This window comes from Pimelobacter simplex (assembly GCF_024662235.1).
Classification (GTDB): domain Bacteria; phylum Actinomycetota; class Actinomycetes; order Propionibacteriales; family Nocardioidaceae; genus Nocardioides.
Genome location: NZ_CP096276.1, coordinates 2,423,086 through 2,449,202 on the forward strand (window position 1 = coordinate 2,423,086; position 26,117 = coordinate 2,449,202).

The 26,117-nt window shown below is 68.2% G+C and carries 23 protein-coding genes; 11 read left to right on the forward strand and 12 right to left on the reverse strand.

Annotated features, from left to right (window positions below; translation table 11 throughout):
- Nucleotides 1-224: 224 nt before the first annotated feature.
- Together M0M48_RS12010 and M0M48_RS12015 are read left to right on the forward strand one after the other, a co-directional pair.
- Nucleotides 225-923, forward strand: coding sequence for a hypothetical protein (locus M0M48_RS12010; RefSeq protein ID WP_257751309.1), 699 nt, complete (start codon nt 225-227; stop codon nt 921-923).
- A gap of 316 nt (nt 924-1,239) precedes the next feature.
- A protein-coding gene (locus M0M48_RS12015) for an IS3 family transposase (protein WP_257751310.1) occupies nt 1,240-2,513 on the forward strand; the annotation gives its coding sequence in 2 pieces (ribosomal slippage) (nt 1,240-1,588 and nt 1,588-2,513; 1,275 coding nt in all).
- A 435-nt stretch (nt 2,514-2,948) separates the two neighbouring features.
- Here the strand turns inward: M0M48_RS12015 and M0M48_RS12020 are convergent.
- Nucleotides 2,949-4,187, reverse strand: coding sequence for an IS256 family transposase (locus tag M0M48_RS12020; RefSeq protein WP_257751311.1), 1,239 nt, complete (start codon nt 4,185-4,187; stop codon nt 2,949-2,951).
- A 127-nt stretch (nt 4,188-4,314) separates the two neighbouring features.
- Here M0M48_RS12020 and M0M48_RS12025 point away from each other — a divergent pair, with 127 nt between their 5' ends.
- Nucleotides 4,315-5,550 (forward strand): hypothetical protein, encoded by a 1,236-nt coding sequence (locus M0M48_RS12025; protein ID WP_257751312.1) that lies wholly within the window; start codon nt 4,315-4,317, stop codon nt 5,548-5,550.
- Nucleotides 5,551-6,004: 454 nt separating this feature from the next.
- Nucleotides 6,005-7,249, forward strand: a complete 1,245-nt coding sequence (locus tag M0M48_RS12030) for an IS256 family transposase (RefSeq protein WP_257750619.1) — start codon at nt 6,005-6,007, stop codon at nt 7,247-7,249.
- Nucleotides 7,250-7,338: 89 nt separating this feature from the next.
- Here M0M48_RS12030 and M0M48_RS12035 read toward each other — a convergent pair whose 3' ends face one another.
- Nucleotides 7,339-7,827: a helix-turn-helix domain-containing protein gene (locus tag M0M48_RS12035; protein ID WP_257751313.1), complete on the reverse strand. Its 489-nt coding sequence runs from the start codon at nt 7,825-7,827 to the stop codon at nt 7,339-7,341.
- Between the two features lie 347 nt (nt 7,828-8,174).
- Between M0M48_RS12035 and M0M48_RS12040 the strand changes: the two genes are divergently transcribed.
- Entirely contained in the window at nt 8,175-8,525 is a 351-nt protein-coding gene (locus M0M48_RS12040) for a hypothetical protein (RefSeq protein WP_257751314.1), read from the forward strand.
- A 32-nt stretch (nt 8,526-8,557) separates the two neighbouring features.
- On the opposite strand, the gene M0M48_RS12045 is transcribed toward M0M48_RS12040, so the two are convergent.
- From M0M48_RS12045 to M0M48_RS12065, 5 genes are all read right to left on the reverse strand, one after another.
- A complete protein-coding gene (locus tag M0M48_RS12045) occupies nt 8,558-9,265 on the reverse strand; it encodes a hypothetical protein (protein ID WP_257751315.1) in 708 nt (235 codons plus the stop codon).
- Complete coding sequence (locus tag M0M48_RS12050; RefSeq protein ID WP_257751316.1) at nt 9,262-10,725, reverse strand: type IV secretory system conjugative DNA transfer family protein; 1,464 nt, start codon at nt 10,723-10,725, stop codon at nt 9,262-9,264. Before M0M48_RS12050 ends, M0M48_RS12045 begins: the two co-directional genes overlap by 4 nt.
- On the reverse strand, nt 10,722-11,009 hold the full coding sequence (locus tag M0M48_RS12055) for a hypothetical protein (RefSeq protein WP_257751317.1): 288 nt from the start codon (nt 11,007-11,009) through the stop codon (nt 10,722-10,724). The genes M0M48_RS12050 and M0M48_RS12055 overlap by 4 nt, the downstream gene beginning before the upstream one ends.
- Nucleotides 11,006-11,551: a hypothetical protein gene (locus M0M48_RS12060; protein ID WP_257751318.1), complete on the reverse strand. Its 546-nt coding sequence runs from the start codon at nt 11,549-11,551 to the stop codon at nt 11,006-11,008. Before M0M48_RS12060 ends, M0M48_RS12055 begins: the two co-directional genes overlap by 4 nt.
- A 156-nt stretch (nt 11,552-11,707) precedes the next feature.
- Complete coding sequence (locus tag M0M48_RS12065) at nt 11,708-14,848, reverse strand: peptidoglycan DD-metalloendopeptidase family protein (protein WP_257751319.1); 3,141 nt, start codon at nt 14,846-14,848, stop codon at nt 11,708-11,710.
- 203 nt (nt 14,849-15,051) lie between these two features.
- Between M0M48_RS12065 and M0M48_RS12070 the strand changes: the two genes are divergently transcribed.
- Genes M0M48_RS12070 through M0M48_RS12080 form a run of 3 tightly spaced genes read left to right on the forward strand, consistent with a single transcriptional unit; the run spans nt 15,052 to nt 18,360 of the window.
- A complete protein-coding gene (locus M0M48_RS12070; protein WP_151578564.1) occupies nt 15,052-16,137 on the forward strand; it encodes a tyrosine-type recombinase/integrase in 1,086 nt (361 codons plus the stop codon).
- A 31-nt stretch (nt 16,138-16,168) separates the two neighbouring features.
- Nucleotides 16,169-16,528: a helix-turn-helix domain-containing protein gene (locus M0M48_RS12075; protein ID WP_151578563.1), complete on the forward strand. Its 360-nt coding sequence runs from the start codon at nt 16,169-16,171 to the stop codon at nt 16,526-16,528.
- A 38-nt stretch (nt 16,529-16,566) separates the two neighbouring features.
- The gene (locus tag M0M48_RS12080) at nt 16,567-18,360 is read left to right on the forward strand and encodes a hypothetical protein (protein WP_257750615.1); all 1,794 of its coding nucleotides are present in this window, start codon (nt 16,567-16,569) and stop codon (nt 18,358-18,360) included.
- Nucleotides 18,361-18,921: 561 nt separating this feature from the next.
- Here M0M48_RS12080 and M0M48_RS12085 read toward each other — a convergent pair.
- Nucleotides 18,922-19,356 (reverse strand): heavy metal-responsive transcriptional regulator, encoded by a 435-nt coding sequence (locus M0M48_RS12085; protein ID WP_151578561.1) that lies wholly within the window; start codon nt 19,354-19,356, stop codon nt 18,922-18,924.
- Between the two features lie 54 nt (nt 19,357-19,410).
- Here M0M48_RS12085 and M0M48_RS12090 point away from each other — a divergent pair, with 54 nt between their 5' ends.
- From M0M48_RS12090 to M0M48_RS12100, 3 genes are read left to right on the forward strand one after another with little or no spacing between them, the layout of a single operon-like run.
- Entirely contained in the window at nt 19,411-19,710 is a 300-nt protein-coding gene (locus tag M0M48_RS12090; protein ID WP_151578560.1) for a thioredoxin family protein, read from the forward strand.
- A 22-nt stretch (nt 19,711-19,732) separates the two neighbouring features.
- On the forward strand, nt 19,733-19,960 hold the full coding sequence (locus M0M48_RS12095) for a hypothetical protein (protein ID WP_257750616.1): 228 nt from the start codon (nt 19,733-19,735) through the stop codon (nt 19,958-19,960).
- Nucleotides 19,957-21,309, forward strand: coding sequence for a dihydrolipoyl dehydrogenase family protein (locus M0M48_RS12100; RefSeq protein ID WP_257750617.1), 1,353 nt, complete (start codon nt 19,957-19,959; stop codon nt 21,307-21,309). Before M0M48_RS12095 ends, M0M48_RS12100 begins: the two co-directional genes overlap by 4 nt.
- A 321-nt stretch (nt 21,310-21,630) precedes the next feature.
- Here the strand turns inward: M0M48_RS12100 and M0M48_RS12105 are convergent, their stop codons facing one another.
- The 4 genes from M0M48_RS12105 to M0M48_RS12120 all read right to left on the reverse strand — a co-directional run bounded on the left by M0M48_RS12105 (nt 21,631) and on the right by M0M48_RS12120 (nt 26,102).
- The gene (locus M0M48_RS12105) at nt 21,631-22,212 is read right to left on the reverse strand and encodes a hypothetical protein (RefSeq protein WP_257750618.1); all 582 of its coding nucleotides are present in this window, start codon (nt 22,210-22,212) and stop codon (nt 21,631-21,633) included.
- A gap of 120 nt (nt 22,213-22,332) precedes the next feature.
- Nucleotides 22,333-22,974 carry a DUF305 domain-containing protein gene (locus M0M48_RS12110; RefSeq protein WP_151578557.1) on the reverse strand — a complete coding sequence of 214 codons (642 nt, stop codon included), beginning with the start codon at nt 22,972-22,974 and terminating at the stop codon, nt 22,333-22,335.
- A 127-nt stretch (nt 22,975-23,101) separates the two neighbouring features.
- Nucleotides 23,102-23,656: a hypothetical protein gene (locus tag M0M48_RS12115; protein WP_151578556.1), complete on the reverse strand. Its 555-nt coding sequence runs from the start codon at nt 23,654-23,656 to the stop codon at nt 23,102-23,104.
- A 28-nt stretch (nt 23,657-23,684) separates the two neighbouring features.
- Nucleotides 23,685-26,102: a heavy metal translocating P-type ATPase gene (locus M0M48_RS12120; RefSeq protein ID WP_151578555.1), complete on the reverse strand. Its 2,418-nt coding sequence runs from the start codon at nt 26,100-26,102 to the stop codon at nt 23,685-23,687.
- Between the last annotated feature and the right edge of the window lie 15 nt (nt 26,103-26,117).

Genomic DNA, 26,117 nt, shown 5'->3' on the forward strand with positions numbered 1-26,117 from the left:
ACGCCTCCACCCGCTCCGTATCGTCAGACCATGTCCGATCGCTTCGCCGGGATGACCTGCGTCCTGTGCCCCAACCCGTCTAAGGGCGTGGGCGAGCACGTGTGGCCGCGCTGGCTCATTCAGGAGTTCCACGGCGAAGGACCGTTCACGACCGAGAAGGGGGGCGTCGCCTACACGAAGCGTGATGGCGTCACGCCCGTCAAGGCACAGTCGCTCTGCCTAGCGTGCACGTGCCGATGTGCGAACCGTGCAACACCGAACTCAACCGGTCCATCGAGGAGCCTGCCAAGCCGATCATCCGCCGACTCCTCCCTTGGTCGTCCACCCATGCCTGGCCCGCGATCAGCGCGGATGAGTCGGCGGCGCTCGCCCGGTGGTTCCTGAAGATCGGGCTGCTGGCCGGTCACCCCCAGGCCGTGCACGACAGCCCCCACGTCCAGCGCGACGAGGACTACCCGCGATTCGATCGAATCGAAGTTGCCTGGCAGGACTGGATGCGAACCGGCTCCGCGCCCCCCGACGACTTCTCGGTGTACGTCGCCAAGCGCAGTGTCATGGGCGAGCAGCCTTGGGAGGGCGAGACCCAGCGGATCTTCCTCCCGACCCGGGTCGTAGTCGGGGACCGCGAGCTTCGCTACGCAGCCCGCTCGTTTGGGGTTCGGGGACTCGACGTCACGATCGTCCGGCACCCCAGATGGCCGATCCTCCACCCGCTGGAAGAGTCCGGCCGCGTAGCAAGGCTGTGGCCCAAGCCGGCCCCCGTCGATTTCGACAAGCTGCCCGAAGTGCACCCGCGGGAGTTCAGCTTCACCGTCGGGTTCGGCCCTCGCATCATGACGGAGGCGGAGTTCGAGGCTGCCAGGCGGGAGCCGCTCAGCGTGGACACCGATCCGATCACGCAGTTCTTCGGAGACCCGGATTAGATGACCTGACAGGTTGCGGTTGGTCGGTGCCCGACGACGCACTGGACGTCGCGGCCGAGCTGGCTGCACCTGAGCACGGCACACGGCCAGCGATCCACAGGCGCTCGACCGCCGAATCCACGCGGTGGAGGTGTTCCATCGTCAGCGGATCGTCGCCAACGGCTGTCTCGCGGAACTCCTTGGGGAACGCCTGTGCGCCGAACTGCTCACCCAGCCGAGCAGCATGGTCGATCTGCACGTCTTCAGGGGGCCTGACCCCGGTTCTTGGACACGCTGAATCCAGCATCTGCTGGGGAAGCGAGATGATCCAGGAACCATGGCCAGGAAGAACTACTCCGAGGAGTTCCGTCGTCAGGCCGTCGACTTGTACGAGTCCACCCCGGGCGCCACAGTCCGCGGCATCGCCGAGGACCTCGGCATCGTGCGCGGCACCCTGCGGCACTGGCTCGAGGTCTACGGGACCGGCAAGAAGACCGCCGCTGACGGGACACTGACCTCCAGCCCACTGCAAGCCACGCCGTCGAAGTCGAGCCAGTCCGGGCCGGCCGATGAGACGCCGGAGCAGAAGATCGCCCGGCTCGAGGCCGAGAATGCGGCGCTGCGGGCAGAGACAACGAAGCTGACGACCGAGCGGGAGATCCTCCAGCGGGCGGCCAAGTATTTCGCCGGGGAGACGCGCTGGTGAGTCGCTTCCAGTTCGTCGCCGACAACTCCGCCACCTCCCGCCCTGGCTGGACGGTGAAGCGACTGTGTGAGCTCGTCGAGATCGAGCGCTCCTCCTACTACGCGTGGAAGGCCGGGGCACCAGCGCGGGCCGAGCGGGCCGCCGCGGACGCCGCGCTGGTCGAGCGGATCCGCAAGGTCCACGAGGCTGACAACACCCAAGGCGCGCCTCGGATCACCGCCGACCTCAACGACGGCGCACCGCCTGAGCAGCGGGTCAACCACAAGCGCGTCGCCCGCGTGATGCGTGCGGCCGGTATCTGCGGCTACGTCAAGAAGCGACGCGTGCGGACCACGATCCCCGAGCCATCGGGACAGAAGGTGCCCGATCTACTCAAGCGGGACTTCACCGCCCCGGCGCCGAACCAGCGCTACGTCGGCGACATCACCTACCTGCCGATCGCAGACGGCACCAACCTGTACCTGGCCACCGTGATCGACTGCTACAGCCGTCGGCTCGCGGGCTGGGCGATCGCGGATCACATGCGCACCGAGCTCGTTGAGGACGCGCTCAAGGCCGCGGCCGCGACCCGCGGATCACTGGCCGGGGCGATCTTCCACAGCGACCACGGGTCGGTCTACTGCTCGAAGGACTACGCCAAGCTCTGCGCGAAGCTCGGCGTGACCCAGTCGATGGGTGCCGTCGGGTCCTCGGCCGACAACGCGTTGGCGGAGTCATTCAACGCCGCGCTGAAGCGGGAGGTCCTCCAAGACGAGCGGACCTGGTCCGACGAGCTCGCCTGCCGTCGCCAGGTCTTCAAGTGGCTGACCCGCTACAACACCCGGCGGCGCCATTCGTGGTGTCGCTACCTGTCGCCGATCGCCTACGAGACCGGCCACGCCGCTACGCTGCAGCCCGCCGCGTAATCACACCCCGTGTCCAAGATCCGGGGGTAGGGCCCCAGACCACCGACGGCGACAGCACCTATCAGCCCGAGCCTTGCCCTCCGCCTCGCCTGAGGACGACATCCCCTGGACCTTCCTACCTGGCTGCTCAGGGGTTGATTCCGTGGAACCGGGTGTATCCAGTGCGTGAATGCGGCTGCACCCTTGCGGACCGCTACGTAGTGTTTGGTCAATGGCTGCCGAGGTCCTGACTGAACAAGCCGTCGACGAGATGCTCAATCTGGTCATCCGAGGAATGAGGAAGGTCCCAGTTCCGGTGTCCAGTTGGCTGGCGGGTTACGAGACACTCTGGTTCGAGGGATCCGACGGCCCTGAAGAGGACGCCTTCTTCAACCATCGCAATGGCGACGGACAGAGCCCCGCGGGGTGGTGGGCTTTGAGGGGATCCTCGGTGTCCTACTCGCCGCTGTCGATGGCGGCGTGGTCACCAGTATCCATCGGGTCGTTGAGCAGCGCCATGGACTCCTCTGAGAGGTAGCGGCGATCGCCGGCGATCCACTCGTCGTGCATGTCGATGAGGACCGCGCCGACCAGTCTGATCACGGCGGCCGCGTTCGGGAAGATCCCGACCACTCGGCTGCGGCGCTTGATCTCCTTGTTGACCCGCTCGAGCGGGTTGGTGGACCAGATCTTGCGCCAGTGGGCCTTGGGGAACGCGGTGAACGCGAGGACCTCGGCCTTGGCCTCGTCCATCAGCGGAGCGACCTTGGGGAACGACTTGGCGAGCTGGTCGCGGACCTCGTCCCACGCGGCGGCGACGGCCTCGGGATCGGGCTGGGCGAAGATCGTGCGGAACACCGCGGCGACCATGTCGGCGTGGCTCTTGGGCACGTGCGCGAGCAGGTTGCGGGCGAAGTGGACCCGGCAGCGCTGGTGCGCGGAGCCTTGGAAGGACCGCTTCAACGCCTTCACGAGCCCGGAGTGCTGATCGCTGATGACCAGCTGCACTCCGGACAGGCCGCGCTGCTTGAGGCTGAGCAGGAAGCTTCGCCAGAACGTCTCGTCCTCGCTGTCGCCGACGTCGAGTCCGAGGACCTCCCTGCTGCCGTCGGCGGCGATCCCGGTGGCGACCACGACCGCCATGGATACGACCTGGCCGCCCTTGCCGGGCTTGTTCCGGACGTGGAGGTAGGTCGCGTCGAGGTAGACGTACGGGAAGGGCGTGTGGTCCAGCGGCCGGGTGCGGAACGCGCCGACCGACTCATCGAGCTGCTCACAGATCCGGGAGACCTCGGACTTGCTGATCCCGGAGTCGGCGCCGAGGGCGACGACCAGGTCGTCCACGCTCCTGGTCGAGATGCCGTGGACGTAGGCCTCCATCACCACCGCGTACAGCGCTTGGTCGATCCGGCGCCGCGGCTCCAGGATCGAAGGGAAGAACGATCCCTTGCGGAGCTTGGGGATCCGCAGCTCGACGTCGCCGGCCTTGGTAGCCAGCAGCTTGGGACGGGTGCCGTTGCGTTCGGTGACGCGGTCCTCGGTGCGCTCGTAGCGCTCGGCGCCGATCGCGCCCGCAGCTTCGAACTCGACGAGCTCTTGGAGCACAGTGCGGACCGACTCGCGGATCATGTCGACGCCATCGCCGGTGCGGAACGCCTCGAGCAACTCAGACAGGGCAGACTGGGACAAGGCCATCGGTGGTTCTCCTTCAGTGCGTGACTTGGTCGTTTCACACCGAAGATCCCGCCGATGGCCGCCTACTTCACGCAGCCCCGCCGCTGACCCTCAAACCCCACCACTCCACGGGACTCTCCTTGGCGACGTGCTGAGATTGGACCCGGGTGCGCGAAAGGCGTTGGACGCCCTCTCGCTGGGCCTAATGCGGCAGTTGGGTCTACGCGAGACGGGGGATGTGAACCTTCTGAGGGTCGAGGTGCTCTCGGCCATTGGTGATGTGCTGTCTGGTGCCCCCAAATTGAAGGGCCTGGGTAGTGCGCTGCTCGGAAGACTTGGCGAGCGGATGGCGCGGTCAGTGACAGTCTTTCCTGTTGTCGGTCTCGATCTTTCCGGGGTGAATGAGGGTAGGCCGTTCCGACTCGGTGATCGGATTGCGATGGGCGCTTTGAACGACGCGACGGAGGGGGCGGTCAGCGACTTCGCGAAGGAGTTCGTTGGCAGCGCGTTGCCGTTCCCGCGTGACGCGTGGTGGACGGAGGACCTTCACGGGTTCCGTGAGGACCCGCGCTCGTACGAGGATGACGCGCCGCTCCGGCATGTTGCCGTGATTGCTGTCGGACTCGATGTAGTCGGGTCTGCGGCGGCGATCCGTGGCAAGGAACTAGTGGAGGCTCTTCTCGGTGCGCTGTGGCTATTGGCGCGGTCGGAGGGCGAAATGGAGTTTCTGCCACCATGGGTGCTCGGCGGACCGAACCGCACAGACTCGCCGCGGGACCCGGATTTCGACCATGACCCCGGGCTGCCGATGGTTGCCATCCAGGTCGACAAGCGCTCTCGCGGCCCGGAGGCGCTGCCGATCGACGCGTGGTACCGCACTGTCGATGTGGCCGCGGTACTTGACGGAGACATTGGCTTGATCGAGCTCATCGCGAAGGCTGAGTCGCCGGTCCCAGAGCAGGCATTGGCCCGTCGGCTTGCTGCAGCGTGCCGCTTCGGATGGGTATCCGGTCAGGACACGTCGGACGACCTTCAGGTGCTGCATCTTGTCGTTGCGTTGGAAGCGCTCGTGAGTGAGCACACCGCAGGCGGCGGAGTCACGGGCCGCTTCATCACGCGGCTGCTCGCCTTGCAAGATGAGACGAGGCGCGACTCGACGAAGCTCGAAGCGCTGTACAACCTGCGAAGCGAGGTCGGGCATCAGGGGTTCTCGGCGGAATCGCGTACCAAGCTGGCGAAAGCGACCGGGTACGCCACGGATCTCCTAGGGGACTGCGTTCTCGGTGTTGTCGAAGCGGTCAATCTTCACAAGTTCCGTGATGACACCAAGTTGCTCGCTTGGCTTGACCGCTCATCGCCGGACAGGAGCGACCCCTTCGCGTAAGGGCCATTGTTCCGCCCGCGGGAACCGCGGCCGCGGAGGGCAGCCCGTCACCGCGAGCCATCTGAGGGCCCCCGCGAGGTGCCAGCGCTGATACGGAGCCGAGAGGTGCAGCGAGTGGCGGCCCGTCTGAAAGGGTCGCCACGAGTTGCCGGCCCAGTTCGTGGTCTGCCTAGGGCTGAGTGGGCGCCAGGGAGTCGAGCGTCTCGGGAGTGCGTTAAACCGCCGCCACTACCGCCTCACGCTCGCATCTCGGCGCACCCGAAAGCGCTGCCTCGAACTCACTTAGCAGCGCCGATGAGACGCTGTGGTGGAGTGAACCAGTTGCCGAATTAGTGGAGTCCAGCAGAGTGGTGTACGACGGACCTGAGTGAGCGCGTGCCTCCAACGTAGGCGCGGCCACCGGGTGGATCCTTCGAGTGATCTGCGAAAACCGACTCGAAGAAGGACCACGACGATGACCGCTGGACCCAGTATCGACCCTGCACAGTTCCTGAACGAGCAGCTGTCCCAGGCCAGTCCTGATCTGATGCGGGACCTGCTCACCACGTTCGTCAATGCGCTGCTCTCGGCGCAGGCCGACGCGGTGTGCGGCGCCGGCTACGGCGAACGCAGCATGGAGCGCGTCAACTCCCGCAACGGCTACCGGCACCGCGACCTCGACACCCGCGTCGGCACTCTGGACGTCGCGGTTCCCAAGCTGCGCACCGGTTCGCTGTACCCCGAGTGGCTGCTGGAGCGCCGCAAGCGAGCAGAGCGGGCACTGACCAGTGTGGTCGCGACCTGTTACCTGCTCGGCGTCTCGACGCGGCGGATGGACAAGCTGGTGCAGACCCTCGGCATCACCGGCCTGTCCAAGAGCCAGGTCTCGGTGATGGCCAAGGAACTCGACGAGCACGTCGAGCAGTTCCGCACCCGACGGCTGGAGGAGGCCGGGCCGTTCACCTTCGTGGCCGCCGACGCGTTGGTGCTCAAGGTCCGCGAAGGTGGCCGGGTGGTGCCGGTCCACGTGCTGGTCGCCACCGGCGTCAACGCCGACGGGCACCGCGAGATCCTCGGCGTGCAGGTCACCAGCAGCGAGGACGGCGCCGGGTGGCTGGCCTTCTGGAGGGATCTGACCGCCCGCGGCCTGGCCGGGGTCAAGCTCGTCACCAGCGACGCCCACGCCGGGCTGGTGGCCGCGATCGGCGCCACGTTGCCCGGCGCCTCGTGGCAGCGCTGCCGAACCCACTACGCGGCGAACCTGATGTCGGCGACGCCGAAGTCCTCGTGGGGCTGGGTCAAGGCGCTGCTGCACTCGATCTACGACCAGCCCGACGCCGACGCTGTCCACGCCCAGTTCGACCGGGTCGTCGACGCCCTGGCCGAGAAGCTCCCCAAGGTGGCCGAGCATCTGGAGGACGCTCGTGCCGACATCCTCGCCTTCACCGCGTTCCCGAAGGAGATCTGGCGCCAGATCTGGTCCAACAACCCCAACGAGCGCCTCAACCGCGAGATCCGCAGGCGAACCGACGTGGTCGGGATCTTTCCCGACCGGGCCAGCATCATCCGGCTCGTCGGCGCCGTCCTGGCCGAGCAGCACGACGAGTGGGCCGAAGGCCGCCGCTACCTCGGACTCGACGTCCTCGCCCGCGCCCAGGCCGTCGACACCTGCGTCGTCGAGGAGGTGACCGAACCCGAACTCCAGGCCCTCACAGCCTGACCGACACGCCCAACCGAGGGATCAACCTCGTACACCACCCCAGCGGACTTGACCGCCGAATTCCCCGCCCGTAGCAAGCTGCCAACCAGCTAGCGGCTGAGCCGGTCGACAAGGTCGGTCACGAGTTGGCGATCTCCGGGCGCCATCGTCAGCAGATCATCGATGAGGTGACCAGCCCAATCTGGCAGGGACCGTTGGTCTCGAAGTCGTGCCGCGAGCGGGCGGTAGGTGTCGTCCATCGGTTCGTCGGCGTATTGCAGAGGCACGAGCACACGAGCTGTGACAAGCGCGTCAAGCAACCCAGGACCGAGGTATGCGTGGTCGTGCTTACCGAGGGCCAGCACCGCGAGCAGTTCCCGACCGACGTATTCAGCTGTGGGCTTGGTCAATCGCGGCATGACGACGGCTGCGGCGAGATTTAGCGCTTGTCCAGCCTGAATCGGCGTGTTCAAGTGCGATCTAATCAGCGTGAGAAGTTGAAGCGCGTCCCCCTTGAACGGCACCGCCTTGCCCGCCTCCCACCGCTCGACGGTGGCACGGCCGAGACCGAAGGCCTCGGCAAAACGTGCTTGGCTCATATGAAATGATCCGCGGAGCCCCCGCAGGACTGCAGGCCAATCAGTAGCAATCGGCCACTCAGGATCGAAGTCCGAGTGGTAGACCGTGGTGAAGAAGTACGAGTCAATCGTTCCAGGATCTGCCGCGAATGTGGCGGGACGCAGGTTCCTCTCGTGGTCATCGCGGAACGAACGGTGGCTCGCTACCGACCAGGGACGTTCTTGAGCCTGCCGAGAGCCAGGAAAGGCAGCTGCGCCGACCCTCGTGAACTCTGCTATCAGGTCGCCTTCTTGCGTCCGCACCATCACATGGTACCACCGGGCAGGTGATGGTGGATCCATCTGCTATGCGATGGCACGATCGACCCATGAGCAGGATCCCCTTTCGCGAGAGCTCGGCGATGCGCAGCGTTGGTCTACACGCGCCACTCTGCGTCGGCAGCCTCGCGGCCGGTCCTGCCTCGGCTGGCTCGATGGCGCTGGCAGGTTGCCCGTCCACCCTGTCCGCGATCGTTGGACTCGCGGCCGTCATCGGCCTCTCTCTGGTCGGGCGACCGGTTCGACTTGTAGTGCTCCGCGCCGCGCTCGTTCGTGGCGGCGTGCCCGAGCACGAGGCGGCGAACTGGTCGTTCAGGGCGATCTATTACCCCGGATCACCTGATCCGACCCTGACGACGCACGATCCTCGTCGCGTCGGGCGCCGCCAGTCTCGTGACTGAACTGACAGGTGTGTCTAACCGCCGCCATTGCTCTACGCCCGTGGCCCCTTCTCGGTTCGGGTGCGCGGCTGCGCGGCGTCCAACTCGTCGTCCTGAAGCTCACCGGTGTCGAGATCGACCAGGCCCAGCCGCGGCGGGCCTGCTGGGGCGGACGGCTGCTCGTGCGACCGCCGGTTGAGGGGCAGGGCGTCTATGTCGTGGGCGAAGGTGTTCTCGCGGCGCTGGCGGCTGGCTTCGGCCACGTGCTCGTTGTGGCGCGGCTTGGCCGGCCAGCTCTTGTGCTCGTCGTCGCAGTGCGCGCGCAGCCTGCTGCGCATGCGGTCGGTGAAGGCCGTCAGGCAGTAGCGGTGCCACTCCTCGAGCGCGTCGCTGGTCAGCGCCAGGCCGGCCCGCCGGCGCTGATCGGCCAGGACGGCGATCTCGTGGACCAGGTGCGGGTGCAGGGGCCAGCAACTGGGGATGAGGCCGAAGACGTCCCAGGTGTACTCGCGGTTGAGCCAGATCACGACGTCCTCGAGCCACTCCCACAGGTCGTGACGCAGCTCGGGGTCCAGGCAGGTGGCCGGCTCCCAGGGCCGCGGCAGCAGTGCATGGTTCCCCAGCGCCTTCTTGTGCTCCTCGGTGCCGTTGATGGCGATGTGGAGCTCGCGGTAGGCGAGCCGGACGTGGTCGCCGGGGACGGGGAACGGCAAGACCATCAGTGTGGGCGCCGCCCGGTGGGTCTGCTGCTCGGTGGTCACAATTCACTCCTTGCGTTGTCGTTCTCGTCGTCGACGAAACCCAGGCGGCGGGCCTCGACGAGCGCCGCGATCGCGCGAGCTTCGGGTGTTATGACCATGCGCCGATCGTTGGTCAGGCGCTCGCGCAGCGCCCGCTGGTCGGCCAGGAGCCGCTCGCCGGCCTTGCCCTCCACACAGCGGTGCAGCTTGGCGATGATCGGCTTGCCGTTCTCGGCGATCACCAGGGCCCGCCGCTCGGGCAACTGGCGGACCTCCTCGGGCCGCATGATCGCGATGTCGTCGCCCTCGTACCCGCCGCCGCTACCGCGGTGGGTGCGTCGCCCGATCCGGACCTGGCCGAGGAGGTCGGAGATCTCCTGGTTAAACGCGACGTCCTTGGAACCGCCGAACATCACCAGGATGTTGGTGAGGCCGAGCAGCGCCCGGGCCTCGTGCTCGCCGAAGATGTTGGTCAACTGGGGGCGGGTCTGGGCGGCCCAGATGAACGACAGGCCCAGGGCGCGTTCGTTCGCCATCCGGGTACGCAGGGTCGGCAGCGGTGCGGTCGAGGGCAGCTCGTCGAGCACCGAGACCAGGGGCGGACACAGCCGGCCTCCCCACGGTGAGCTGTTGGCGAGCAGCAGCCCGGTGTCCAGGACGTGCTCGGCCACCGCGGTCATCAGCGGGCTGGCCGAGGCGTAGGGGTCTTCGCGGCCGAGGAGGTAGATGGTGCCGCGGCGACGGATCACGTCGGCCAGGTCGGTCGCCGGGTGCCCGTCGCTGGGAACGCAGCGGCGACGAATGTCGGCCTGGAAGAACAGCGACACCGCCTGCTGCACCGTGGTGATCGTGTTGCCGGCCGTGCGGTCGTCACCGTTGAGCGCTCCGTGCAGGAGGCCGTGCCAGAACGGCTCGGCGTGGGTGTGCCGGCGAAGGATCTCCATCGGCTCGTTGGCCGCAGTGGGGTTGGCCACCCACTGCAGCACGTCCTCGAGCGTCTTGCCGGTCAACGCCGCCGCGTGGAAGTAGCCCTGCAGCACCTTCGCGGACTCGGCTGCGTAGAACCGTGCAGCGTCATCGCCGGTCCCGCCGGTGATCGCACCCTTGACGGTGCCGGCAGTGAACGCCTTGGCGCGCCGCTCGGCCACCTTGGGGTCGACGCAGCCGGCGATCGGGTCCCAGATCAGCTCGTCGACCATGCCCTCGGCCAGACCGAAGGGGTCGAGCACCACGCAGGGCCGATCGTCGCGGGACCGCTCGCTGAGACTGAGCAGCAGGTCCTCGACCTTCGTCAGCGTCACCAAGGCGGCACCCGGTGCACCGAGCAGCGCCGGGGTGAGCAGGTCGAGGGTCTTGCCGGAGCCCTGGGGGCCGATCACGCCGGCGGTGCGGTCCCACGGCACCCACAGCTCGCCGCCTCGCGGCTCATGGGCGTTGCCGATGCGCCAACCCACGTCCCAGGGGTCGAACCTGAGCTTCATCGGGTCACCTCCGGGATCGTATCCCCGCACGGGGCCAGGCACCGGCGGCAGATCACCTCGCGGCCCTGGCGCTCCTCCGCTCGTCGGCCGAGGACCGGGAAGGTGAGGTCGGACAGGAGGTCCCGCCCCTCCCCCACGAGCTCTACGGGTCCGGTCGCGACGTAGTAGTGGCTCTCGACGAGGATCGGGCGGTGGCCGTGGCGGCGACAGATGACGCCGCCCAGGCGGCGGCGTACGCGGGCGCGCACCGTGGGGGTGCCGCGCAGTGGGGTCTCGTTGCTCATCGGTCTTCCTTCGTTCGGCGGCCGTCGAGGAGCCACGGGCTGAGGCCGTGGCCCAGCTGCGGGCCGGGTTGTTCGGTGAGGTCGCCGGCGGCGCGCTGGGCAGGTGCCGGTGTCGCGGACGCGTGCTTGCCGTAGAGGTCCGGGCGGACGATGCCGGCGACCTTGCGGAGCCTGGTGACGCCGAGCACCTTCTCGGCCTCGGCTGCGGTCGCCATGCCGCGCATGCGACCCGGGCCCCAGCGCTGGTAGGCCCAGACCCCGACCCAGATGGTCGCCGCGAGCAACGTGAGTTCGGTCAGCGCGATGCTGCCCCAGACCAGACCGCGGCCTGCCAGGTCGTCGGGGGCAGGGCTGGGCAGCCCCGCTCCGGCGTTGCCGGCGAGGATGCGCGGCAGGCTGGTCCAGAACGCGGTGCCGATGGGCGAGGGAAACGCACCGGCGTTGGCGTCGGGCCAGGTCCATCCGGCGCCGGCGACCAGGTTCGCGGCGGAGCGGCCGAGCTGGATGCCGATGACGAGGACGAACAGGGTCGCCAGGGTCACCGCCAGAGGGACCTCCCAGGTCCAGGGGTAGGGGTCTCGTCGTCGCTCGCGCTGCATCGGTCTGGCCACCTCCAGGCGGTCGTGGGGTCAAGGACGCGGGTTGGGCATCGCTGGTCACCTATGTGCCGTCGGGGCCTCGGTGCGATCACACGGCCATCAGATTGGGCGGCTCGGGCGCGATGCGTTCTCTGCGAGCCAGGTCGAGGGGTCGACGTTGTCGGGGCCGTAGATGGTGCCGTTCTTAAGGTGGACCTCGAAGTGGAGGTGGCACCCCGACACGTTGCCCTCCTTGCCGACCTGCCCGATCGGCTCGCCGGCGGCGACCGTCTGGCCTCGGCTAATGGTGACGGTCTGCATGTGGGCGTACCAGGTGGTCAGAGACCCGGCTCCGGTGGTGACCTTGACCAGCTGAGGCCCAGCCCAGGAACGCTGCGTGGTATCGATCTCGATCGTGCCGGCGTGAGCGGCGTAGACGGTGGTTCCGCAGGGTGCGGAGAAGTCGGTGCCGGTGTGCCACTTGGACCAGTAGGGACCGGTTTCGTGCCAGTTGTGGTTGTCGGTCCCGACGTACTGCGCAGGCACCGGATAGACGACCTCGTCGCAGGAGGCGCCCTCGAGGCCAACCGGCTGAACCGATTGACCGGGGGCGCCGGGCTTGACGTTGATGTGCACGTGGTCGCGGTGGTTCTCGGTGGCGCTGCCGCGGTCCTCCATCGGCCGCCAGCCCTCGCCTGCGCGGGCGACCGACCAGATCCGCTGCTGCCAGATGATGTAGTCGATGCCGAGCTTCTGAGCATTGGCCTTGGCGTAGGCGGCGAGACGGTCACCCTGCGCGCGGCCGGCCGCGTTGAGCGGCACCATGAAGTCGGCCGCCAGACCGGCCGGGTGGCCGTTGGGGTCGGTGGCACTCGCGCGGTAGCCGCCGACGGTCTTGATGTCGAACATGGGGCCGAGGATGTTCACCAGCTGGGTCAGCTGTGGCTTGACCGGACCGAGGTTGTACTTGGCCTCAGCGGTGCCGGCGCCGACGGCGCAACCGGCGCTGCTGCCGGCGGTGGTGGCGGTCACCAGCGGGTGGTCGGCGATCTTGCTGGCCTGGGTGCTGTTGTCGACCTCGGCGCTGGCCCAGGTGAGGTTCGCGCCATAGACGTGGTCGATCGCCGCGTCCTTGTTGGGCTTCTTGCAGGGCTCGGCGGAACCGCCGAAGGCGTTGCTCAGCTCAGGGGTCAGTGCGCAGTGCGAGGCCTTGCTGCCGTCCTTGCCGTCGTTGAAGTCGCCCAGGATCACCGCAGGGGTGCCAGTGCCGGCCAGGTCGGTCATCGTGGCCAGCTCGCGGCGCAGCGCCTCCTGACGGGCGCCGGCGGCGTTGCCCTTGGTGTTGGCCGGGTTGTGGATGCTCCACACCCAGATCACCTGGCCGGTGGTCGTCGAGGTCAGCTGCACCAGGGGCATGCCGACGTCCTTGCCGCCGAAGTAGGGGATGTCGACGAGACGGCCGTCGGTCTGCTCCCACTCGTTGCGGTCCCAGATGACCCGGTTCTGTGCCTTCCCGCTGGCCGGGTAGATCCCCCACTTGGCCGGGTACTGGGTCTCCAGCGCCTTGGCCTGCGGTCCGTGCACCTCCTGGAGGCCGGCGATGCTGACGCCGGCGTTCTCGATCGTGCGCATGGCTCCGGGCAGCCGCTTGTCCCAGGTGTCGTACCCGGGCCGCTCTCCCGCCTTGTCGGTGTGGCCGGCGCCGAGCAGGTTGAGGGTGCCGAGGGTGATCGGGTTGACGGTCTCGCCCTGGCAGTTGGCGACGTTCGTGGTGGAGCCGTCGTCGGGCAGGGCGGGCAGGTCGCCGCCGAGAAGGTCGGTGATGTCGTCGGCCACGTCCTCCCACTGGGCGTAGGCGTCGGGGTAGCCGGAGCGTTGCACGGCTTGGGCGGCCTGGGTGAGCGGCATGTTCTGCCAGCCGGGGATGTCGAGGAGGCCGGGGTTGCCGGTGTGCTGGGCCTCGCCGAAGAACGCGCGCGCGGCAAGAATGGGGTTGGTGATCTCGGCACGGCTCCCCCAACCGGCCGAGGGGCGCTGCTGGAACAGGCCCCCGGAGTCCCGGTCACCGCCGGTGAGGTTGACCAGCTTGGACTCCTGGATCGCGGTGGCGATCGCGATCTGCAGCCCGTACCGGGGAATCTCGAGGTCGCGGGCGACCTGGGCGATGGTGATCGCGTTGCGGGCCTGCTCGGCGGTCAGGGTCGGGTAGTTGGACGCGAACCGCAGGCGCATCAGCTGAGCGAGCACGTCGCCGGCTGGCGGCTCGGCCTTCCGGGCGGTGTACGCCGCGGGCGCTGTCCCGCCGGTCGTGGTGGTGGTCTCGGGGGCGGTCTCCGGGCCGGCGCCGTTCATCGCGATGCGGGCCGAGAGCCAGTGGTGGTCCGACACCATCGTGCCGTCCCAGCCTTGCTCGAGGCGAGCGCCCTGGTAGCGCGGGAAGAAGATGAAGTCGACGCCGTGGTTGTGCCATCCGTACCTGGCACCCTTCATCTTCGCGGCCGCCGTCCAGGGGATGTCGGTGTAGGAGGCCTGGGTGTTCATGTCGCCGCCGATCAGCACTGGACCGTGGGCGGCGAGCGAGTTGCGCAGTTGCAGCAGGATGTCCATTCCGGCGCCGTACTGCTGGGGCCGGGTCAGCGGCGGGTTCCCATGTTGCTTCGGCCAACGGTGCGGGTTCGTCATGTGATGGGTCGCGATCACCGGAACCACGGCGCCGTCGGCGCGGCGGAGGATGACCCAGGTGGCGAAGCGATCCCAGGTGACCGCCTTGCCCTTGTAGTACGTCTTGTCGCCGATGACGAGGGTCACGCGGCCGCCGTTGGCCTTGGACCAGGTGTCGCGCTTCCACAGCACGACGTTGCCCATCGAGTTGGCGTCGCCGGTGCCTTCCTTGACCCGGAACGCGTCGTAGCCCGGTGCTGCGGCCTCGATCTCGGCGATGCTCCAGCCGCTGGCCTCGTTGAGGGTGACGAAGTCGGGGTTCTTGGACAGGACCTTGGGCATCGAGGCGCGGAAGCCGTCGAGGCCGGAGCGGCGCGGGATGTTGGCCTGGGCGAAGGTGATCGTGCCCTTGACCGGGCCGCCTACCGGGCCGTCGATGGCCCCGAGGTCACCGAGTTCGGTGGGTGCCGAGTCCTGACTCTCCTGGGTGCGGCACTCGGCGGCCGCGGTGGTGCTCATCACCACCATCAGCGTCACCAGGAACGGCAACCCCATGAAGATGATCAGGACGGGCAATCCCCCGAGCAGCAGCTTCTTCATGACAGGTCAGTCCCGAGGTCGCGCGCTCAGGCGGCAATCTCTAGGAACTCAGGTTCGATCGGACGTCCATGCGCCCCGATCTGCGTTTGCGCAGGTGGCGTCGGTTCAGCTCTCTGGAGGGCGCGCATTGACGAAGCGTCACTCTGAACGACGGTTTGGCTGTAGTATCGACGCATGATCGCCTCCACTGAAGTCGGTGACTGATGGGTCTGGTGGCGTTGCCGGGCGGCAGCGCTGTTGATCCGGCACTTATAGGTGCGCAGGCGGTCCAGGACTTCGAGCAGGAGCTGGTGGACCAGTACGCGCTGGCGATGTCGGCGGCCGGTCTGACTGACCGCCATATCGGCGCGACTCGGGCGATCGTCATCGAGTTCGCTCGCTCGCTGTCGACTCCGCTGTGGGAGGCCACCTGTGCGGACGCGGACGCGTTCTTGGCCCAGCAACGGCGGATGGGGCTCAGCGTGTCGACCCGGGCGGGGAAGGCCGGCGCGGTGGCGGGCTTCTACGAGTTCGTGATCACCCGCTACGGGGGCACGATCCGCCGCGCGACTGGTGCCTTGGTCGAGCAGCCGATCGATGAGTTCAATCGCCAGTCGGGGGCATCGCTGGGCAAGGTCCGGGTGCCGCCGTCGGATGAGGAGATCGACTCGCTGTTCACTGCCTGGCGCGGGTCGGTCACACAGGCGCGCAAGTACCTTCCCGCGGCCCGCGACTACTTCGCTGCCTCGTTGTGGCGCCGACTCGGGCTGCGGATCAACGAGACCGTCATGCTCGACATCCGCGATTGGCGCCCCGATCTGGGCGAGTTCGGCAAACTCCACGTCCGCCACGGCAAGGGCTCGGGCGGCCGCGGACCCAAGCCACGGTTGGTGCCTGCGATCAACGGCGCGAACCAGTTGCTCGACTGGTGGCTGGCCGAGGTCCGTCCGCAGTACGGCGAGGACTGGGCCGACCCGGACGCGCCGCTGCTGCCATCCGAGCGGTTCGATCGTGATCTGGATCGGTGCGGACGTGTCGGCGCGAACGCGCTGCGCCGCGCCCTGGGAATCCAGGTCGAGGAGTGGTTGCCGGCGTGGTCGGGTCGGATGACGCCACACGTGCTGCGGCACTACTGCGCCTCGTCGCTGTACGCGGCCGGGATGGATATCAAGGCGCTCCAAGAACTGCTCGGCCACCAGTGGCTGGCGACGACCTCGGGGTATCTGCATGTCCGCAGTGACCACATCGAACGCGCGTGGAACAGCGCGAGCGACCGCATCGAAGTCCGCCTGGGCCTCCGTACCGACTAACGAGACCGAAGAACCGAAGGAGCTGATCCAGATGCAGTGGAGCCTGCGGCTGCGGGCCGCCGAACGAGGGATCTGGAAGTCCGCGCAGTTGCGCAGGATGCTGTCCGATGCCGGGCTCGAGATCTCCGCCGGAAAGATGTCGTCGTGGTGGGCCGGGACCCCGCCGACGATGCGCCTCGAAGAGCTCGACGTGCTCTGCTTCGTGCTCGAATGCACCCCGAACGACCTGATGACACCCGAGCCGGACAAGGTCGCCGCGCGCCGTCCCCGCAACACCGACGCCGCCAACAACAACGGCGGAAATGGCGGCGACGATTCGAACGGCAGCGGCGGCGCGCCACCGGCGGTCACACCGCGGCTCGGCAAGCCCCGCTCGACCCCACCGCTGTAGCCCGCACCCCGATCGCCCACCGAAACGACGAGCACCGCATGCCTGCGCCCGGCCCCAACGCGGCGTTGCGGTTGCCGCCCAAGTGCAACGCGTGCCAGAGCAACCGCGTCGCGTGGACCCGCCCCCGGGTCGACTTCTGCTATCAGTGCCTGCCCGGCGGCCCATTCGCGGCTCCACCGTGCAACCGCTGCCGCTCCCGCACGGACTACTTCAGTCAGGGGCTGTGCAGTCGGTGCCATCCCCGCAGCTCCGAACACGTCGGATCGTGCAAGGGCTGTCTGGCCTGGGGTGTCTACCCCCGCTACAACTGGACCTGCTGGTCCTGTCGCTGGTGGCAGAGCCACCACCCGAAGGGCACCTGCGCCTCCTGCGGCCGCACCAGCCACGTCAGCGACCGGCAAGCCTGTCGGCTGTGCCTTGAGAACGCCCGCCTCGACCAAGAACCCGGCCGAGCACCCGATGTCGCCGCGGCGAACCAGCACAGCCAGCAGCTGTTCTTCGCCAACATGGTCTTTAAGCGGCGCGCGACACCGGTGCCTGACTACGTCCGCAGAGATCGCCGATGGTCGACGAAGACCAAGAACCAGCTGCCCTACGAACCCGGCACCAGCTTCGACGACCAAGCGCTCGAACAGCTGACCCTGTTCGACATGGACCCCGACCCCGCGGTGCTGCGCCAACGCCTCCTGGTCGAGGACAGCGAACTGACCCGTTACTGCGCGGCCATCGTCGCCGACCACGCCCGCCGCTACGGCTGGAGCGTCAGACAGCGCAATGCCGTGATCCAGTCCCTGCGGCTGCTGCAGATCCTGCGGCCTACTTCCACCGCGAAGGTCCGCGCCAGTGACGTCGTGGCGTTGCGCCGATACGACGGCACCATCACCTCCACCCTCGACGTCCTCGCAGAAGCCGGGCTCCTGATCGAGGACGTACCAACCCGGGTCGAGCGGTACTTCAACGCCAAGTTCATCGAATCCGGAGCCCTCCCGGACACGATGCGGGGGCACCTCCAGTTGTGGCTTCAGATCATGCTCGGCGGATCCCGACAAGCACCACGCCAGGTGCCCCGCGAACCCGAGACCGTCGAGATCCACATCCAGGGCCTCGCGCCCGTCGTGCAGGCATGGGTCGAAGCCGGGCGCCAGTCGTTCGCCGAGATCAGCACAGACGACATCCTGGCCGCCCTCACGGCCCTGCCCGCCGGCACCAGCCACCGCCACTTCGCCGAGATCGGACTGAAGTCGCTGTTCAAGATCCTCAAGGGTCGCCGACTCGTCTTCACCAACCCGATCAAGGATCTCGACCTCACCCGCATGGCCACGAACCTTCCGCTGCCGCTCGACCCCGCTTTGATCCGCGCCGAGCTCGACTCGCCCAATTCGGCCCTCGCTCTCGCCGTCGCGCTGGTGGCCTTCCACGGCCTGACCGGCAAGCAGGTCCGTGAGCTGCAGTTGTCCGACATCGTGGACGGCCGGCTGCACCTCGACGGCCGCGACATCCCGCTCGCCGCACCCGTGAGGACACGGCTGAGCGCCTGGCTCGATCACCGCAACCGCACTTGGCCGGCCACCGCGAACCCGCACCTGCTCATCAACCGACGCACCGCGCCGCGTCTCGTCCCCGGCGGTCCGTCCTTTCCCTGGAGGGACAGCCGCGTTCGCCCGCGCGCCCTGCGAGAGGACCGCATCCTGCACGAGATCCACGCCACCGGCGGCGACGTACGCCGCATCTACGACCTCTTCGGACTCAGCGTCGAAGGCGCCACCCGCTACCTCAAGACGATCGAGCACCCCGACCTGAGGAACAAGGACCACCCCGGCAACCGGACATGACCATGTCGTTGCGTCCCGCGCGGCGTGGGCCGAGAGTCGTCGCAACATCCTCACGCCACGGATAAGCAACCGTGACGCGCACAAATCGGACACTCTGACGCCACTGACTTTGGTCACGGCCGCAGCGTGGCGGCTCAGCGTCCCCCTATCCGTCCCCCCGGGCCGTCCAACCTCGGGGGGACGCAGCAGCCCGCGCCACGTTTGCGCAGGTCAGACAGCGTCCCCCCGAATTTCAAGAAAGTTCTGAGACCCGGTCACTCGGACGGTGGGTGGGAGTCCCGCAAGCGGATCCGCTGGCGGTCATCGGCCGGCGCCGTTGCGTCCGGGACCGCGGTCACGAGTTGTACGCCGTTCGGCCCCTCGTGCGATTCGAGCGGTCGAGCGCTAGCGGTGGCCGATAGGCAGAACCCAGCGGAATGCGCTCAGCAGGGGTTTGCGGCACCAGCACGTCGCCGAGCAGTGGCACCGTTGAAAGCCCGCTGCTTCGGCGGCCCGACTCCCCAGGGCCGCAGTGAGGTAGAGCGTGACCGGGATGATGATGCGGCGACTCATGCGGCGACGCTACTCCTGGACGGTGGCACCCGCGCGTGATGGTGAGCGCGGATGGGCGATGATGTGGCAGATCGCCTCGTCAGAGCAGTCGGCCGGGTCCAGCCGACGGCTGAGCCTGATCAAGTGGCCGAGCTCCGCCTCGAGGGTGACCAGCTCGCGTTGCCGCTGCTGCACGTCGAGCAACTTCGCAGCGAGGAGGTCCTGCACGTGTCCGCACGGAGTGGCGCCTTCGCGGCGCAGGTCGAGGATCGTCGCGATCTCGACCAGGGTGAGACCGGCGGCTTGAGCGTTGCGGATGAAAGCGAGCGTGGCGAGTGTCGAGTTGTCGTACTCGCGGTAGCCGTTGGGGCCTCGATGCGGCTGCGGCAGCAGTCCCTTGCGCTCGTAAAAGCGGATGGTGGCGGTCGGGACCCCGACGGCCTCGGCGACTTCTCCGATGCGCATGATCTCACTGTACCGCTTGACCTTGTACCGCGGTTCAAGGTTTAGCGTCGGGGCATGGACATCACGCTGCTCTACTTCGAGGACTGCCCGAACTGGAAAGTCGCGGACGAGCGCCTGGCCCTGATCGCAGCCGAGCGCGGCGACGTGACGGTGACCCACCGGCTGGTTGAGACCCCGGAGGACGCCGAGCGCGTCGGATTCCTGGGCTCACCCAGCATCCAAATCGACGGCGTCGACCTGTTCGCCGAGCCCGGCGCACCCATCGGGCTGGCTTGCCGGAGATACCCGGTCCCCGGTGGCCACGAAGGCGCACCGACACTCGACCAGCTCCGCGGGGCGCTCGCCGATGCGTGACCGGATGGGCACTGTCGGACCAGTGGTCGCCGTCGTCGGCGCAGTCGGCATCTGTTGCGGACTGCCGGTGCTGCTGTCGCTGGGGCTGCTAGGTGCGGTGGCCGGCATGTCCCTCCAGAGCTGGGCCCTGATCGGTGTCGGCCTCGTGCTCGTCGTCCTCGGATGGGTGACGCGGGTGCGGCGCCGGAGATGTCCCGCGTCAGACGTCAACGAGACCACCAACAACCCGCTGAAGGAGAACCACCGATGAGCGAAAGTTATGACCTGATCGTCCTTGGCGCCGGGATGGCCGGTGTGGCCTCTGCGAACAAGTCCGCCAGCCAGGGGTGGCGCGTCGCGATCGTCGACCCGCTGCCCTACGGCGGCACGTGCGCGCTGCGGGGGTGCGACCCGAAGAAGATCCTTCGCCGCGGCGCGGAGATCATCGACAGCGCACGTTTGATGGAGGGCAAGGGCATCGACGCGGGCGGCCTGTCGATCAACTGGGGCGACCTGATGAAGCACAAGCACGGCTTCACCGACCCGGTGCCGGAGAACATGGAGGCCGGCCTGAGCCGCCACGGCGTCGAGACCCTCCACGGCCCGGCGCGCTTCACCTCCGAGCGACAGATCGACGTCGACGGCACCCGCTACGACGCCGACCGCTTCCTGATCGCCACCGGCGCCAGGCCCCGCCCCTTGGACTTCCCGGGGCACGAACACCTGATCGACAGCACCGGCTTCCTCGACTTCGACGACCTGCCGCCACGGATCCTGTTCGTCGGAGGCGGCTTCATCTCTTTCGAGTTCGCCCACATCGCCGCCCGTGCCGGCGCGTCACCGGTCATCGTGGACCGCGGCGAACGACCCTTGAAGGGATTCGACCCCGACCTCGTCGAGCTGCTGGTCGCCCGTGGCGCCGAGGTCGGTGTCGACCTGCGACGCTTCACCGAAGTAGTGGCTGTCGAGCCGAACGGCCGCGGCTACATCGTCACTCTGGACCGGGCCGGAGTCCGCGAGAGCATCGAGACCGACCTCGTCGTCCACGGCGCGGGTCGTGTCGCGGACCTCGCCGGTCTTGCCCTCGACGCCGCCGGGGTGGAATGGGGCGAGCGTGGCGTGAGCGTCTCGGATCATCTCCAGAGCACCACGAACGCAGCCGTGTGGGCTGCCGGGGACTCCGCGGACACCGCGGGGATGCCGCTGACACCGGTGGCGGTCATCGAGGCCAAGGTCGCCGCCTCCAACATGATCAAGGGCACCACGGCCGCTCCCAACTACAGCGGCATCCCTGCGGCGGTGTTCACCATCCCCGAGCTCGCCCGCGTCGGCATGCTCGAAACGGAGGCTCTCGAGCAAGGCATCGACCTGAGCGTCCGTCATAACGACACCAGCGGCTGGTACTCCAACTACCGCGTCGGCGAGACCACCGCGGCCGCGAAGGTACTCATCGACCGGTCCACGGACCGGGTCGTGGGCGCCCATCTGCTGGGACCCGAGTACGGGGAGCTCATCAACATTTTCGGCCTAGCCATCAAGCTCGGGCTCACCACCCGTCAACTCAAGTCGACCACCGCTGCGTACCCGACCGTGGGGTCCGATCTCGGATCCATGGTTTGAGTGCGTCGTTCCGGCCCGGGGCACCGAAGTAGGGCCTTGTGGTGGCACGCTCCGAGCGACGGTCCGGCTGTGGTCACGTCCGCTTGACGGCAAGCAGATGTGGTGCACCGTGGCCGCAAGCGAATCGACTCGCGGAGCGTGCCCAGCAGGATCCCCTGCCGGGACGACCTCGCCACAGAAGATCCGAGCGGACCAGATCGCCACTGGCGGTTCTGCTCTCGGAACGTCCAGGCCGGAGAGCGTACGTGCGGTGCCACTGGGGACAACCACCCTCAACGGTCCCTCCAGCGAGGTCGCGGACCACTTCGGCGTGGGCGCGGGTCATGGAAGGGTCAGCTCGATCTCCTGCTCGGGTTCGAGCTCGAGGTCGCCGGGGTCGCCGGTCACGGGGGCACCGTTGCTGGTCACCCTCACCTCCTCACCGGCGTTCGCCTTGACGCCACCGATCTGGGTCGGCGTCAGGGCGACGCCCCACTGGGTGAACAGCTGGCCGAGGGTGAACTTCTCCCCGACGGTGTGGGCTTCGATGTGAATGGTGCCGTCACCTTCGTGGGTGTGGACCGCGGACATGGCGCCGGTATCGGGGTCGACGCCGATGTTGGGCGGGACGGGGACCGGCTGATCGTTGATGGTGATGGCCAGCGTGGGGTGGTAGTGCTCGGCGGTGCCCATCGGGCCGAGGTCGAGGCCGGCGGCGGCGACCCGCGCAGGAACGTCGCCGGGTGCTGGCCATGGCGGGAGCGAGATGTCATCGGGCTCAACGCCGGCGGAGCTCGACGAACTCGATCTGGTCTCGCTAGTGGCATCGGTGGCCGCCGGGTCCGTGCCGCATCCGGCGGCGATGAGGGTGAGGATTGCTGCGACGGCGGCGGCCGCCAGCTGAGCGGGGGTGGGTGTCTTCATGGAGGTGTTCCCTTTGCTGTGGTGGCGTGCCTCGGTTGGGTCGCCGGCGGCGTGCGGGACGTGGGGCACACGAACAGGGCGGACGCCACCGCCACGGTGGCGTCCACCTGCGCTGCGGGTTCAGGAGTCGAGGAGGCCCCGCATGATGTCGATCTCCTGCTGCTGGGCGTCGATGATCTGTCCGGCGAGGTCGACGGCGTCCTTGAATTGGCCGTCTTCCTGCTCAGTCTCGGCCATCTCAATGGCGCCTTCGTGGTGCTCGATCATCATCTCGAGCCACATGTCCTGGAACTCGGCGTCGGAGGCGTTCTCGAGGGCGTCCATGTCCTCGGAGGTCATCATTCCGGGCATGTCGTCGTGGTCCATGTCGTCCATGTTGTCGGACATGTCGCCCATGTCGTGGCCGGAGTTGACGTGGTCGCGCATGGTCTCGGGGACGTCTTCGCCCCACTGGGTGAGCCAGTCGGCCATGGTCTCAATCTCCGGGCCCTGGGCGTCGCGGATGTCCTCGGCGAGGGCCTGGACCTCGGGGTCGAGGTCGCGCTTAATGGTCAGGTCAACCATCGACAGCGCCTGGGCGTGGTGGGCGATCATGTCGCTCGCGAACGCGACGTCGGCGTCGTTGTGCTCGGTGGCGCTGACCTCGGACTGGCCGCCCGCGTCGGAGGTGTCGTCGCCGCAGGCGGTGACGCCGGCGCCGAGGACAAGGGTGAGCGCGACGGCGCCGAGGGCGCGCGTACGGGTCTTGGTCTTGATTTGCATGCGAGTTCTCCTGGAAGTCAGGTAGTCAGGTGGGGTGTTGCGGGCAGGCGGAAGCGGCACCCGGCCGGGACGCTGGTGTCGAACTCTGACGGTCGAGGTCAGCGGTGGCGGGCGGTCGCAGGGCCTGTCAGCACCTGATGACGGAGAACTGCCACTCATGGGGTGGCCCGGTGCAACGCACCCACCGCAGCGCCCGTACGCGGACGGCTGCGGGCATGAACGCCTCCGACTGCAGCGGCCGGAGGAAGCCCTTGGCGAGGAGCGCCAGCAGCGTGAGCGCTGCAGCGGCGAGCATGACGACGCACAGCATCACCATGCTCGCCATGCCGTGACCCGAGCCGGAACCAGCGTCAGCACTGACCTCAACGCTGGCCTCGGGGGCTGCCATCGAGGACTGCGTCGCGGCGGAGTGCGCGTGTCCGTCGTGCGAGTCCCCCGAGGCCATCGCCGCCTCATGGGCAGAAGTCATGGCCGCCGTACTCGTCATGCTCATCGTGCTTGAGGGCGTTGGGACCGTGGCGGCTGGCGAAGCGCCGTGGCTGGCCAGGGCATGCATGCCGAGGATGCCGACGACCAGGGCCGCTACGAGGGCGGCCACTGCGCTGCGGCCGGTCAGCCGCGCAGCCGTCCGCGCCCACAGGGAGTTGCGGGTGCGGCGGCTGGTCGCGGGCACGGGGCTCATCGGCTTCGATGGTACGGAAACACAGGAATCAGGGCAGCCGCTGGGTTCGCAACCTCAGGGCGTTGATGATGACGCTGACCGACGAGAGAGCCATCGCGGCCGCGGCGATGACCGGGGACAGCAGCCACCCGAACACCGGGTACAGCACTCCGGCGGCGATGGGGATGCCGGCGGTGTTGTACCCGAACGCCAGGACCAGACCGCGTCGGACGTTGGACATGACGGCATGTGAGAGCTGTCGGGCGTGGGCTATGCCGTTGAGGTCGCCGCGGAGCAGGGTGACTCCGGCAGATTCGATGGCGACGTCGGTGCCGGTGCCCATCGCCAGTCCGACGTCGGCTGCGGCGAGCGCAGGGGCGTCGTTGACGCCGTCTCCGGCGAACGCGACGACGCGGCCCTCGGCACGGAGTCGGTTGACGACGTCGGCCTTGTGGTCGGGCAGCACCTCGGCTTCGACCCGGTCGATGCCGAGGTCGGCGGCGACCGCGGCGGCGGTGACCTGGTTGTCACCGGTGAGCATGATGACCTCGATGCCCTCCTTGCGCAGCGCCGTGAGCGCGGCCGGGGTGGTGTCCTTGACCTGGTCGGCGATGCCGATGACGCCGGCTGGGGTGCCGTCGATGGCGACGAGGACGGCGGTCGCGCCGGTGCGGCGCAGCTTGTCGGCCTTGTCGGCCAGGGGCGCGGGGTCGATGTCCTGGCTCGTGAGGAACCCGGCGGTCCCGATAAGCACCTCGCGGCCCTCGACGATGCCGAGGACACCCTTGCCGGCGGGTGCGTCGAAGTCAGCGACCTCGGGCAGCCTGCCTGCGCTGGACTCGGTCCCGGCTGCCAGGGAGGATTGGGCCTTGTCGACGATGGCGCGAGCCAGCGGGTGCTCCGAGGCGTTCTCGACCGCGGCCGCGAGCCACAGCAGTTCGTCGGCGGTGTGCGTGTGGAAGCCCTCGGCGAGCTCGACGGCGACGACGGCGGGTTTGCCCTCGGTCAGGGTGCCGGTCTTGTCGACGACCACGGTGTCGACCTTCTCCATCAGCTCGAGCGCTTCGGCGTTCTTGATGAGGACGCCCATCTGGGCGCCGCGTCCGACGCCGACCATGATGGACATGGGTGTGGCCAGGCCCAGGGCACACGGGCAGGCGATGATCAGGACGCTGACCGCGACGACGAGCGCGTGAGCCAGCTTCGGATCGGGGCCTAGGAGCGCCCAGATGATGAATGCGAGCACGGCGACGCCGATGACGGCGGGTACGAAGACTGCTGAGACTCGGTCGACGGTGCGCTGGATGGGTGCGCGGGAGCGTTGGGCTTCGGCCACCATGTTCACGATGCGGGCAAGCATGGTGTCGCGGCCGACCGCGTTGGCGCGCACCAGCAAGGCGCCGGTCTGGTTGAGGGTGCCGCCGATGGCGTTGTCGCCGACGTTCTTGGTGATGGGCATGGACTCGCCAGTGACGAGGGACTCGTCGACAGCGGACTTGCCGTCCTCAACGAGCCCGTCGACCGGGACCTTCTCGCCGGGGCGGACGCGCAGCATGTCCCCGATCTCAACCTGGTCGAGAGTGACTTCCTCCTCGGTGCCGTCCTCACCGACGCGGCGCGCGGTCTTGGGGGACAGGTCCAGGAGGGCCTTGATGGCGCCGGAGGTCGCTTCGCGCGCGCGAAGCTCGAGGACCTGCCCGAGCAGGACGAGGGTGGTGATGACGGCTGCGGCCTCGAAGTACACCTCGACGGCCCGGTCCTCACGGAAAGCGGCAGGGAAGATGCCCGGCGCGACGGTGGCGACGACGGAGAACAGCCACGCAACGCCCGTGCCCATCGCGATGAGCGTGAACATGTTGAGGTTCCGGGTCCGCACCGACGCCCAGCCGCGGACGAAGAACGGCCACCCGGCCCACAGCACCACCGGGGTCGCGAGCACGAGCTGGGTCCACGCCGACGCGGTAGCGGAGATGTTGTCGTGCAGCCACGGGACGAGATCGCGGCCCATGCCAAGGATCACGACCGGGATAGACAGGACGACTCCAACCCAGAAGCGGCGGGTCATGTCGCGCAGTTCCTCGGACGGGCCGGTGTCCGCGGTGACGATCACGGGCTCGAGGGCCATCCCGCAGATGGGGCAGGTGCCAGGGCCGTCCTGGCGGATCTCGGGGTGCATCGGGCAGGTGTACTCGACCGACTCGCCCTCACTCGGGGTCGGCTGCCCATGTCCTGGCTCGGTTGCATGCCCGGCGCGGCCGCCTGCGGCACGGTCCGGGAAGCCATGGCCGGTGTACTGGCCGGGGTCGGCGAGGAACTTGCCCTTGCAGCCGGCTGAGCAGAAGTAGAACTGCTCACCGCGGTGGTCGACCGCGTGCTCGGCCACGGACGGATCGACCTTCATGCCGCACACCGGGTCGGTGACCTGGTCCATCGTGGCGGCGTCGGGACGATGGGTGTGCGCATTCATGACTCCACTATACCC